Annotated in this window: 10 protein-coding genes and 2 tRNA genes; 8 read left to right on the top strand and 4 right to left on the bottom strand. The window is 58.7% G+C overall.

The genetic code is table 11. The annotated features are described in order from the left end of the window. Positions 1-9 precede the first annotated feature (9 nt). From ABD903_RS18895 to ABD903_RS18870, 6 genes are all read left to right on the top strand, one after another. Complete coding sequence (locus tag ABD903_RS18895) at positions 10-1,212, top strand: thiolase family protein (RefSeq protein WP_345226868.1); 1,203 nt, start codon at positions 10-12, stop codon at positions 1,210-1,212. After that, positions 1,212-1,769: a GNAT family N-acetyltransferase gene (locus tag ABD903_RS18890; protein WP_345226867.1), complete on the top strand. Its 558-nt coding sequence runs from the start codon at positions 1,212-1,214 to the stop codon at positions 1,767-1,769. Before ABD903_RS18895 ends, ABD903_RS18890 begins: the two co-directional genes overlap by 1 nt. Before the next feature lie 44 nt (positions 1,770-1,813). Further along, entirely contained in the window at positions 1,814-2,674 is an 861-nt protein-coding gene (truA, locus tag ABD903_RS18885) for a tRNA pseudouridine(38-40) synthase TruA (RefSeq protein ID WP_345226866.1), read from the top strand. Between the two features lie 162 nt (positions 2,675-2,836). After that, positions 2,837-4,549 carry an ABC transporter ATP-binding protein gene (locus tag ABD903_RS18880; RefSeq protein ID WP_345228102.1) on the top strand — a complete coding sequence of 571 codons (1,713 nt, stop codon included), beginning with the start codon at positions 2,837-2,839 and terminating at the stop codon, positions 4,547-4,549. Continuing rightward, a complete protein-coding gene (locus tag ABD903_RS18875; RefSeq protein ID WP_345226865.1) occupies positions 4,549-5,073 on the top strand; it encodes a hypothetical protein in 525 nt (174 codons plus the stop codon). The genes ABD903_RS18880 and ABD903_RS18875 overlap by 1 nt, the downstream gene beginning before the upstream one ends. A 302-nt stretch (positions 5,074-5,375) precedes the next feature. Next, a complete protein-coding gene (locus ABD903_RS18870; protein WP_345226864.1) occupies positions 5,376-7,283 on the top strand; it encodes a T9SS type A sorting domain-containing protein in 1,908 nt (635 codons plus the stop codon). A 97-nt stretch (positions 7,284-7,380) separates the two neighbouring features. Here the strand turns inward: ABD903_RS18870 and ABD903_RS18865 are convergent, their stop codons facing one another. The 3 genes from ABD903_RS18865 to ABD903_RS18855 form a co-directional block, all read right to left on the bottom strand. Further along, positions 7,381-8,064, bottom strand: a complete 684-nt coding sequence (locus ABD903_RS18865) for an outer membrane beta-barrel protein (RefSeq protein WP_345226863.1) — start codon at positions 8,062-8,064, stop codon at positions 7,381-7,383. Between the two features lie 172 nt (positions 8,065-8,236). Further along, positions 8,237-8,310, bottom strand: a tRNA-Pro gene (locus tag ABD903_RS18860). A gap of 91 nt (positions 8,311-8,401) precedes the next feature. After that, positions 8,402-8,475: transfer RNA gene (locus ABD903_RS18855), tRNA-Pro, on the bottom strand. Positions 8,476-8,690: 215 nt separating this feature from the next. Between ABD903_RS18855 and ABD903_RS18850 the strand changes: the two genes are divergently transcribed. Together ABD903_RS18850 and ABD903_RS18845 are read left to right on the top strand one after the other, a co-directional pair. Further along, positions 8,691-9,062: a hypothetical protein gene (locus ABD903_RS18850; RefSeq protein ID WP_345226862.1), complete on the top strand. Its 372-nt coding sequence runs from the start codon at positions 8,691-8,693 to the stop codon at positions 9,060-9,062. A gap of 80 nt (positions 9,063-9,142) precedes the next feature. Beyond that, positions 9,143-10,279, top strand: a complete 1,137-nt coding sequence (locus ABD903_RS18845) for an NAD(P)/FAD-dependent oxidoreductase (RefSeq protein WP_345226861.1) — start codon at positions 9,143-9,145, stop codon at positions 10,277-10,279. Positions 10,280-10,288: 9 nt separating this feature from the next. On the opposite strand, the gene ABD903_RS18840 is transcribed toward ABD903_RS18845, so the two are convergent. Beyond that, complete coding sequence (locus ABD903_RS18840) at positions 10,289-12,076, bottom strand: ABC transporter ATP-binding protein (protein ID WP_345226860.1); 1,788 nt, start codon at positions 12,074-12,076, stop codon at positions 10,289-10,291. Positions 12,077-12,211: the final 135 nt, after the last annotated feature.

Genomic DNA, 12,211 nt, shown 5'->3' with positions numbered 1-12,211 from the left:
ATTTACTCAATGCCAGAAGCATATATCGTAGACGCCGTTCGCACGCCCGTGGGCAAATTCGGCGGCGCCCTTAGTTCTGTTCGTCCCGACGACATGGCCGCGCACGTACTGCGCGAGCTGATGCGTCGCAACCCCTCCGTCGACCCCGCTTTCGTGGAAGACGTGATTATGGGAGCCGCTAACCAGGCCGGTGAAGACAACCGCAACGTAGCCCGGATGGCCAGCCTGTTGGCTGGTTTACCGCTAACGGTAGGCGGCGTAACCGTTAACCGTTTGTGTGCCTCGGGCCTGCAAAGCATCATCGATGCCTCCCGGGCTGTGCGCTCCGGCGACGGCGACGTGTACCTGGCCGGCGGCTCGGAGAGCATGACCCGCGCTCCGTTCGTTATGGCCAAGTCGGAAACCGCATTTGGTCGCGACTTCACGGCTCACGACACCACCTTGGGCTGGCGTTTTGTGAATCCGAAGCTGGCCAAGCTGCACCATCCGTACGCAATGGGCGAAACCGCCGAGAACGTAGCCAACAAGTACGGCATCACGCGCGAAGAGCAGGATCAGTTCGCGTTTGAGTCGCAGCGCAAGTACCAGCGGGCCTTTGAAAAAGGCCGTTTCCGACGCGAAATCGTACCCATTTTCGTGGCGCAGCCCAAAAACGACGCCGTGCTGTTCGATACCGATGAGCATCCGCGTCTAACCTCGGTGGAAAAGCTCGCTACCCTCAAGCCCGCTTTTGCGCCCACGGGTGGCAGCGTTACGGCCGGTAACTCGTCGGGCATTAACGATGGTGCCGCCGCTACAATGGTGGTAGGAGAGGAGGCGCTCAAGCGCTTTAACCTTAAGCCTTTGGCCCGTGTGGTGTCTACTGCCGTAGCGGGTGTCGACCCAGCCATGATGGGCATGGGCCCGGTGCCGGCTACCCGCAAAGCTCTGCAGCGCGCCGGTCTCACGGTACAAGATCTGAACCTGATTGAGCTGAACGAGGCCTTTGCCTCACAGGGCATTGCCTGCATGCGTGAGCTGGAGTTAGACCCCGCTTGTGTGAACGTGAACGGGGGTTCCATTGCCATTGGTCACCCATTGGGAGCCAGCGGCGCCCGCATTACGGCCACGCTGCTGCACGAAATGCACCGCCGCGAAGGCGTGCGTTACGGCCTCGCCACCATGTGCGTAGGCGTAGGGCAGGGAGCGGCTATCATCTACGAAAAGCTGTAATGCAACCCGCCCCGGCTACCGACTTGCTCCGGCCCGTGCTGGAACTGCCGATAGTCGGGGTGCGCCTGCGGCCTTTCCTGCCCACCGATGCGCCCACCTTGGCCCAACACGCCAACGACCGCGCTATCTGGCTGAATTTACGCGACCGTTTTCCGCATCCGTACACCTTGAAGGATGCGGAATGGTACGTGAAGTTCGTGCACAATGAAGGCCGCAACGACCTGCACTTGTGCATTGAAGCAGCCGGCGAAGCCGTGGGCAGCATCAGCGTGTTGTTTCAGGACGACATAAACCGCCGCGAAGCCGAAATAGGGTACTGGCTGGCGCGTTCCTGCTGGGGAAAGGGCATTGCCACGGCAGCGGTTAAGGCGTTAAGTGACTACGTGCTGGCCCACTTCGATATCTGCCGGCTGTACGCCACTGTTTTCGAGTACAACCCGGCTTCGGCCCGGGTACTTGAAAAGGCCGGCTTTGTATTGGAAGCGCGCCTGCGTAAAAGCATTACCAAAGCCGAGCAGACCGTGGACGGTTTGCTGTTCGCGTTGGTTAAAGACTGAGTGCTGTTTAACACCGGTAAACCATTCTCCTCAGCATTTCTCACGTGCGCTATTTCCTTGAGTTGGCTTACGACGGCACCCGCTACCACGGCTGGCAGGTGCAACCCAACGCATTGAGCGTACAGCAGGAACTGGACCGCTGCCTTTCGCAGGTGTTGCGGCAGCCAATTCATACATTGGGCAGTGGCCGCACCGATACCGGCGTGCACGCCAGCCACCAGGTAGCGCACTTCGATGCCGAGATGCCCGCGCACCTCGACGAAACCACGCTGCTCTACCGCCTGAACCGCGCCCTGCCGCCCGATATTGGCGCCCACGCGCTTACGCCGGTGCGCGCCAACGCCCACGCCCGCTTCGATGGGCTGGCGCGCAGCTACGAGTATCACGTAACCCTGCGTCCCGACCCCTTCAAGGTAAACCAAGCCCTGTGGCTCGACCGGGCTCCTGATGTGGCGGCCATGAACGAAGCAGCTGCCTGCCTGTTGGGCCAGCGCGACTTTATCAGTTTTTCCAAGACCAAAGGCGCCGAAACGCATTACGTGTGCTGGGTGCACGAAGCCGCGTGGCACCCCACCCCGCACGGGCTGGTGTTCCGCATTCGAGCCAACCGTTTTGTGCGCGGCATGGTGCGGCTGGTGGTAGGTACTTTACTCGATGTAGGCCGCGGGCGCCTAAGCCCTGCGCAGTTTGCCGATGTGCTGCACCGCCAACAACGCATAGCGGCTAGCGGCGCAGCAGCGGCGCACGGCTTGTTTCTGAGCCGCGTGGAATACGCTCCGGATATTCTGTCGCCTGGCCACGAGCCAGCCGAACGCCCGTATTTTGTAACCGAACAGGAGTTAGCGCCGCACTATTGGAACCAGGGCCCAGGCCTCGAAAACGCCGCGCCTGCGGTTACGCCGTAACTTGCGCCCGCACCGCCTGTTTGGGTAACAACTGCTGGCCGCGCAGCCCGTACGCCTTACTTGCTGTTATTTCTCCGCTTCAGTCTGTCTGTGGAATCCGCTACTCCTACTTCTGCCACCAAAACCGGCAACATCTTCGACTGGCAAGTACTGCGCCGGCTGATGGTGTACGTGCGGCCATATCGCGGCGTGTTCGTGCTGCTCATTTTCCTCACCGTTGCCACGGCAGTGTTGGGCACCGTGCGTCCCTTCCTGATTCAGCAGATGGTGGACGTGCAGATTGCCGACGGCGACTGGGGCGGGCTGAACCGCATGTTTGCTCTGCTGCTGGGCGTGCTGGCCGCCCATACCGGCGTGAGCTACCTGCAAACGTATTACGGCGGCTGGCTCGGGCAATTCATTGTGCGCGACATCCGCGTGGACCTTTACCAGCACATCCTGAACCTGCGCCTGCAGTTCTTCGACCGTACGCCGCTGGGCGTGCTGGTAACGCGCAATATCTCCGATGTGGAAACGCTGTCGGATGTGTTTAGTGAAGGATTAGCCGCTATGATTGGCGACATTCTGCAGTTGGTGTTCATTACGGCCTTCATGTTTTACATCGATTGGCGCCTGACTTTGGTGAGCCTCTCGGTTATTCCGCCGCTGCTGCTGAGTACCTATGTGTTCAAGGAGAAGGTGAAAAAGTCGTTTCAGGAGGTGCGTACAGCCGTGGCTAACCTAAACGCCTTTGTGCAGGAACACCTAACGGGCATGAACGTGGTGCAGATTTTCGGCAACGAGCAGCGTGAGTTTCGCAAGTTCGAGAAGCTGAACCAAGAGCACACCCGCGCCAACATCCGCTCGGTGCTCTACTACTCGGTGTACTTTCCGGTGGCCGAAGTGTTGGCCGCCATCGGCGTGGGCTTGCTGGTGTGGTATGCCGCCCAAGGCCAGATTGAGGGCACTATTTCCAAGGGTGCGCTGATTGCCTTTATTATGTACAACGCGCTGTTCTTCCGGCCCATCCGCCAGATTGCCGACCGATTTAACACGCTGCAGTTGGGCTTGGTAAGCACCGAGCGTCTGCTAAAATTGCTGGACAGCAAGGAGTTCATTGCCGACGAAGGCACGCGCCAAGCCGAAAACCTGCGCGGCCAGGTAGAGTTCGACCACGTCTGGTTTGCCTACAACGAACCCGAGTGGGTGCTGCGCGACATCAGCCTGAAAGTGGAGCCCGGCCAAACCGTGGCCTTGGTAGGCGCTACCGGCGCCGGCAAAACCAGCATCATCAACCTGCTGAGTCGCTTCTACGACATTCAGCGCGGCCACATTCGCGTAGATGGCCACGACCTGCGCGAGTACGACCTGAAGACCTTGCGCCAGCAAATAGGCGTGGTGCTGCAGGACGTATTTCTGTTCGCGGGGACCATTCAGGACAACATCACGCTGGGCAACCACAGCATTAGCGAGGAGCAGATCTGGCACGCAGCCGACCTCGTAGGAGCGCGTAAGTTCATTGAGCGGCTGCCGGGTGGTTTGCAGTACAAGGTGATGGAGCGCGGCGCTACGCTATCGGTAGGTCAGCGGCAGCTCATCAGCTTTGTACGGGCCATGGTGTACAATCCACGCATCATCATTCTCGACGAAGCCACGTCTTCGGTCGACTCCGAAACCGAAGAGCTCATTCAGGAAGCCATTGAAAAGCTGATGCGCGGCCGGACTTCGCTCGTTATTGCCCACCGCCTGAGCACTATTCAGAAAGCTGACCGCATCATTGTGCTGGAGCGCGGTGAAATAAAGGAAAGCGGCCAACACGAAGAGTTGCTGCGCCTCGGCGGTTACTACGCCCAGCTTTACCAAATGCAATACAAAGACGTTATCAACCCCGCGTAATGGTTTCTCGCTGGTTTCTAATTATTGGGGCAACGCTGGTCCTGGGTTTTGCGGGCGTGTATGCCTGGCTGGGCGGCTTTCGTACGCCCGAAGTGGACGTCACGACCACAGCCCGTCCTGTTTTCTTAGCGGGACAATACTACAGCGGCCTGCCCAACAACGATTTCGGCAAGCTTTTCAGCCGGGCCAACGAGCTACAGCGCAACGGGCAGATTAAGGGCACTTTAGGCAACATCATCTACAACAATCCGCAGAAGGAAGGTGACTCGGTGAAAGCATTCATCGGCTTGCTCGTAGCCGATACCACGAGCCAGTCGTTGCCCGCCGGGTATAGCTACCGCATCTTTAGCGCCGGGCAGCGGGTGTTGCGCGCGCGCGTTAACGCCCACTTCATGCTGGCCGCTGGCCGCCTGTACCCGGCCCTGGAAAAAACGGCCAAAGAGCAAAAGCTCAAGCTAAACCATGTGTACCTCGAGCAGTTTCCGGCCGATGCGCCGGCCGAAGTACTGGCCGTAATTCAGTAGCATCACAGCCCAAGGAACGCGTCGGTAAGAAGATGCGTCCTTCACAATTTGTTAACAAAGCACCGTCGAGGCCTTGCCGAGTTATTCGGTAAGGCCTTTTTCGGCTAATAGCGCGCTTGAATGGAATAAAGCGGCCGCCGATTGCTCGCGGGTACGCGCAAGGCAGAGCAGTACCTCCAGCTTTCCGACAAGGAAACAACCGGGGCGGAGTTGTACTTTACAGGAGGCTCTTCTCTTGTTTCAAATAGCTGCTGGAGCAAAGGTGTATTGCCCGCAATGCTCACCCACCTTTTCTTTCTCTTATGAACAGACATCTTACGCTTTTCTGCGGCCTGCTGCTAGCCGGGGTTACCGCCCAGGCGCAGGCACTCACGGGTACGGTTACGGTGGGCGGCGCCAATTCCACATACCCATCGGTTACCGATGCAGTTACGGCCTTGCAAACCAACGGTGTGGGCACGGGCGGCGTTACCATTGCCGTCCGGCCGGGCACGTACGCGCAGCGCATTCAGCTGAACAACGTAACCGGCTCGTCGGCTACCAACCGCATCCGCTTTGTAGGACGCGGCGGAGCGGTAACGCTGCAGCCGTTGGGCACCAGCGCCACCAATGACGCCGCCGTAAGCATCACGGCCTGCGACTACGTGACCCTCGACTCCCTGAACGTGGTTGACGGCGGCACTACGGCCGCCGACCAGATCGAAATCGGCTACCTTATCACGGGCACCGCCACCAAGGGCAGCACCAACATTACGGTGAGCAACTGCAGCATCCGCTTGGGTGGCGGCACGGCTCAGGTTAGTTCCACTAACGTCCGGGGCGTAAGCATTGCGTCGGTGGCTACAGCTGCCAGTGGAGCCAACAACAACAACCGCATCCTCAATGTGCTGGTGGATAAAGCGGCGGTAGCCGTGCGAATGGCCGGCGCTGCCAATCTTGCTGGCCTTCCTACTTTTCCCGATCAGGGCAACGAAGTGAGCGGGTGCATCTTCGGCAGCCGGGCAGCCATTGGCCTGGGCGGCGGTACGGGCAGTTCGGGCAGCGGCATTCAGGCTGGGTCGCAGCGCCGCATGGTACTGACCAACAACCGCATTGATAGCGTGCTGGTGCGCAACGTTAGCCCAGTGCTGCCAGGCAATACCTCCGGTATCAGCCTCGACAATGCCAGCGGCCGCCTCGAAAACAACCGCCTCGGTTACATCCGCTTCGCGGGGCAGGGCGGCACATTGGCCGTGGGCATCCGGGCCAGCATCATTGCCGGCGACACGCTCAAGGTGTTCAACAACTTCATAAGCGGGGTGCAGCGGGTTGATTTCACGGCCGGCACCACCGACAACAGCCTATACGCCCTGGGTATTTGGGTATTCCGGCAATCAGGCGGCGGTGGGCTTATGCAGGCCTTCCACAACTCCATTGTAATGCCAGCCGCCCCGGCACCGGTGGCGTACAGCTCGGCCGGCTTTTACCTGAACGGCGGCAGCACGGGTCTTTTTCCGGCTGAGCTGCGCAATAACATTATTGTCAACCGGCTGAGCACCAGCGCTGCTGCGCAAAACGCTATTGCGGTAGTTGATGGCAACACCACCCGGGGCAACCTCACCAGCAACAACAACCTGCTGCTGGCGCCCGGCACCAACGGCGCCGTGGGCCAAACCGGCCGCGAGCTGGGCGGCACCCGCATTACCTCGGCCACGCTCGCCGATTGGCGCACCAAATCGACCTACGACCCCGGCTCCGTGAGCAAACCCGTAAGCTTCGTGAGTGAAGCCACCGGCGACCTGCACCTCGCCGGCACCTCGGTAGGCGACCGGGACCTGGCCAGCCCCCGCCTGCCGTCCGTACTGCGCGACATAGACGGTGCCGCCCGCGCGCTTGCCACCTACAAAGGGGCCGATGAAGGCGCCATCGTGTTGCGGGCCGCGGCCTCCCAGGCATTGTTGCTGGGCCTGGAAGCTTACCCGAACCCGGTTCAGAATACATTAACGCTACGCTACCGGCAAACCGCTGCCGGTGCCGCCCGCATTCTGGTGTTCGATGCGCTTGGCCGGAACGTTAGGGATATAACTTCCGCAGTCCATGCCGCCGGGCAGCAGCAGCAGGCCGTAGATGTAAGTGCTTTGGCGCCGGGCGTGTACACCCTTCAAATAACCATCCCTTCTGCAGATGGTTCCCCGGTTTCGGCCGCGGCTCGGGTAAGCGTGGTTCGCTGAGTGTTTGTCACCAAAAAAGCCCCGCCGAACAACTCGTTCGGCGGGGCTTTTTTGGTGACAAACATTAAGTGCTGGAGCAGTTTGAGAGGCGACAGTCTTACAGGCCCAGGTAGAAGAAGGCTCCTACCGAGAGGTTGCGCAAGCCGAAATTGGCGTTTACACCGCTTTCTTTAACCTCGTAAGGCCGAAAGTTTGGGTTGTCTGATGTGTAGTCGCTTTTGAGGCTGGAGAAGCCAAAGTTGCCCAGGGTTAGCTCCACGCCGAACTTTTCGGTGGGGAAGTACACGAAACCGGGGGTGAGGTTCGCAAAACCGCCATTTCCTTCAATACGCTCATCGAAGTCACCGGGACGCGACGTATCATATTCCGTTTTCCGGCTTTGCAGACCGCCGGCCAGCTGCCCGAAAAAGCCCGCTTTGCCCTCGTCGCCTACCAAGTGGTAATAGCGCACAAACGGACCAACCTGGGTTTGGCGGGTCGTTTCTTCGGCTTTGAACTCTACGCCGCGGCCATCGAACAGAGGGCTGGTTCTTTTCTGATTGGAGAGGTCAGCGAAAAGCCCTACTGCCAGATTATCGGACAGGAAGTACCCCACTTGCGGGGCAATGCTGAAGGAGCGGCTTTTTACTTCGGTGTCGGGTTGCGTCGAGCTAAAGTCTGTTTCAGTGGTACGGCTCGAAAAGCCCAAGCTACCGCCCACCATAATGGTACCGGCAGATGTTTGAGCCTGGGCGGCACCTGCGGCCAGCAGCAAGGCAGCGGCAAAAACAAAGTTCTTCATGTAAATGGGGTAGGTGAAAGCGTTGTTTCTGAACGCGAACTTAACAGGCAGTAGTATACCAAGCCGGCTGGTTCAGAAAACCGTAACGCTAACCACCTCATTTTGGCCCGGTAGCAAACGAATAAAAACACGAAAGCCCGCCAAACCGAAGTTCAGCGGGCTTTCGTGTTCGTCGGAGTGGCAGGATTCGAACCTGCGACCTCCAGCACCCCATGCTGGCGCGATACCAGGCTACGCTACACCCCGAGAGGGGCACCCTTGCCGGTAGCAAAGGTAGCCTACATTGTCCAGGGAAAAGGCATCGGCACAAGTGCCAACACATATTACCTCCTGGTAGTCGGGGTGGCAGGATTCGAACCTACGGCCTCTACGTCCCGAACGTAGCGCGCTACCGGGCTGCGCTACACCCCGTTTTCGGACAATGTGGCTGCAAATGTACACAACCGGGCCGCATTTCCGCAATGTAGATCAGGGTAAATTTTCTTTGCCTCGGAAAAAAGTTGGTACAAGTGTTGCTAAATAAAAACGGCGTACAAGCGTTTTATCCGGCGGCGTCTCTTCTTGTCGCCTCTGATCCAGAGCGCTAAATACGTATCTTGCATCCTGATTTGCAGCACGTTTGTCTTATGAAGCACTTCTTCTTTCTCGCCTTACTAATTGCGCTGCCAGTACTGACGATGGCCCAATCGGCTCCTTCGGTAGCCAACTCGGCCCTTATCAGTTCCGATACGGTAAAGTCTAAGCTGGACGCGCCCTCGGTTACGTTTAACCTGGAGGCCAACCCAGTGACGAATGCTTTGCGCGTACGCACTAACGCCAAGGGGCCCATGCGTTTGGAGATTAATGATACCGACGGACGGCCCGTTTTCACCAAGGCCTTATCCGCTACGGGCTCAGCCCTATCGGTGCCTTTGGGCAACCTGCCGGGCGGCACGTACGTGGTACGCTGCACCGTAGCCGACAAAGTGTACATGCGCCGAATGACTTTGGGGCAATAGATCCAGGTCGCTCAGGAAAGCCCAGTCCTGTATTTTAGCCTTCCGGTACATCGTGCCGGAAGGCTTTTTTTGTTGACGTTATGCCCGCCTCGATTTCTTACTGGGAGCATCAAACATTTCTGAGCAAAGCCGACGTAGCGGTGGTAGGGGCCGGAATTGTGGGGCTGACAGCTGCTATTTATACCAAGCGGCGGCGCCCGGCAGCGCGGGTCCTGGTGCTGGAACGCGACGTGCTGCCCAACGGTGCCAGCACCAAAAATGCCGGTTTTGCTTGCTTCGGTAGCGTTTCAGAACTGATTGAACAAGAACAGAAAAGCGGAACCGCTGCTTTGCTATCGGTGGTGGAATACCGTTGGCAGGGGCTAGAGCAGTTGCGCGCTTTACTCGGCGACGCGGCCGTTGGTTTCGAGCCGGTAGGGGGCTACGAGTTATTTCGGGAAGCCGATGACTCACTGGCTGAAACCTGCCTTAACCGGGCTGGCTATTACAACGACCTGCTCGCGCCCATCATCGGACGGGAAACCATTTTCCGGGATGCCATGGCTCAGTTACCGGCCTACGGTTTTGCCGGTGTACGTACCATGCTGGAAAACACGGCCGAAGGGACGATAAATACCGGCCAGATGATGCAGGCGTTGCTGCGTTTGGCGTGGCAGGAAGGCGTGGTGGTGCTGCACGGTTTGCCGGTGCAGGCCCTGGAGGCTACGGCCTCAGCTGTGAAACTAAGAACTCCCCTGGCCGATATAGAAGCCGGACAGGTACTGCTGGCCACGAATGCCTTCAGCCGGCAGTTCTTTCCGGAACTGGACGTAACGCCCGGCCGCGGACAGGTGCTGGTAACCGAGCCTATTGCCGGGCTGCACCTTCCCGGCAGTTTTCACTACGACAAAGGCTATTACTACTTCCGGCAGGTGGGAAACCGCCTGCTATTGGGCGGCGGCCGCAACCTCGATTTCGCGGCCGAGGCTACCACCGAGCCCGGTTTGACGCCACTGGTTCAGCAGCGGTTGGAACAGCTACTAGCGGAGGTAATTTTACCTGGCCGGCGCCCAGCCATTGATTACCGCTGGAGCGGGGTAATGGGGTTTGGGCAAGACCTTGAGCCTTTTATAGGCGAACTGGCCCCGAATATAATCGGAGCGCTGCGGTGCAACGGCATGGGTGTGGCCATGGGCACGCGAAGCGGAGAGCGGGCGGCGGAGCTGCTGTCGGCCTAAGCAAACCGACTACGCGGCTTCCTCGCCTTGCAGCTGCCGCTCGTAGAGGGCGCGGTACAGGCCTGCGGCGTCGGCCATGAGTTCCTCGTGGGTGCCGTGCTGCACAATGCGGCCGTCGTCGAGCACTAGAATGTGGTCGGCGAGCTTCACCGACGACACACGGTGGGAAATAATCAAGCTGGTGCGGTCCTGCATAATGCGCTGCAGGCTGTTGAGAATCACGTTTTCGGTTTTGGTGTCGACGGCCGAAAGCGAGTCGTCCAGAATCAGGATGCTGGGTTCTTTCACCAGCGCCCGAGCAATGCTCACGCGCTGCTTCTGGCCGCCGGACAGCGTAATGCCCCGCTCGCCGACTTTGGTATTGTAGCCCTCAGGGAACCGCAGGATGTTCTCGTGCACGTCGGCATCCTGCGCGGCTTGCACCATTTTCTCCTCGCTCAGGCTGTCGAGGCCAAAGCCGATGTTATGGCCGATGGTATCGGAAAACAGGAACACATCCTGCGGCACATAGCCGATTTGGCCGCGCAAGGATTCCAAGTTGTAGTCGCGTACGTCCACACCGTCTACCAGAATGCGGCCGTCGGTTACGTCGTAGAGGCGGCAGAGCAGGTTGGCAATGGTGCTTTTGCCCGAGCCGGTGTTGCCGATAACGGCCAGCGTGTGGCCCGGCTGAATGCGGAACGATACGTCCTGCAAGGCCTGAATGCCGGTGTCGGGGTAGGTAAACGAGACGTGGTCGAACACGATGTCGCCTTTGATAGCCTGCTCGATGTTCTGGCGCGACACGATATCCGTTTGCTGGTGCATGAACTCGTTGATGCGGGCCTGCGAGGCTTCGGCGCGCTGTACAAGGCTGCTGGTCCAGCCCAGAGCCGTAACCGGCCAGGTGAGCAGGTTCACGTAAATAAGGAACTCGGCAATGGTACCGATGCTAATGGTGCCGCGGATAACCTCCTGCCCGCCTACCCACACGGTAACCAGCGTGCTGATGCCCACCAGAAACAGGATTAAAGGGAAGAACAGCGCGTTTACAAAGTTAAGGTCCAGCGTTTTGGCTTTGTACGCATCCGAGGCGGCCGTGAAGTTGCGGTGCGAATCCTGCTCCCGCACGAACGACTTCAGCACCCGAATACCCGAAAACGCTTCCTGTACGAACGTGGTCATGTCGGACAAGGCGCGCTGAATTTCGTCGGACTTCTTTTCAATCAGGTTGTTGACGTAGAAGATGCTGATGCTCAGAATGGGCAGCGGCAGCAGCGTCAGCAACGTCAGCTTCACATTTACCACCAGCATGAGCGGCACGATGAGCAGGAACAGGATAACCAACTGCATGAAGTACATGATGGCCGGCCCGATGTACATGCGCACCCGGCCTACGTCCTCGGAAATGCGCGCCATCAAGTCGCCGGTGCTGTGGCGGCGGTAGAAGCTGAGCGGCAAGGACTGGTAGTGCTGGTAGATTTCGTTTTTCTGGTCGTTTTCGATCAGCCGCGACATGACGATGAGCGTTTGGCGCATGAAAAACAGAAACACGCCGCGTAGCAAGGCCATCAGAATAATGAGGCCCCCGTACAGCACTAGGTTTCGGCCAAACAGGGAATAGATTTCCTGTTGGCCCGAAGTGCCGTTGTAGAGGTGGTAGAGGTCAATGCCTTCCTGCACTAAATCGAAAGCGTAACGCACGATTTGGGCCGGGAAAATGGCCAGCAGCGTACTCAGCGCCACGAACAGCACACCGCCCAGAAAATGCCATTTGTAGCGGAGTAAGTACTTATCGGTAGCGCGTAAAGCTCTCAAGGCAATGGGGAAATAGAGGCGGAAACCTAGGCCGAAAGCGAAGAGCCTCGGTGGCCTAAGTGGGAAAAACGGGTTACCTTTGCGGCCGGTTTCAGGGGGCAGTGGTTCCTTGTAGCCAAAGGTACGGGAGTAGCA

Origin of the sequence: Hymenobacter koreensis, assembly GCF_039541855.1 — a bacterium.
Classification (GTDB): domain Bacteria; phylum Bacteroidota; class Bacteroidia; order Cytophagales; family Hymenobacteraceae; genus Solirubrum; species Solirubrum koreensis.
Note: the sequence above shows the minus strand (reverse complement) of the source record. Positions and strands in the feature narration are given on the sequence as shown.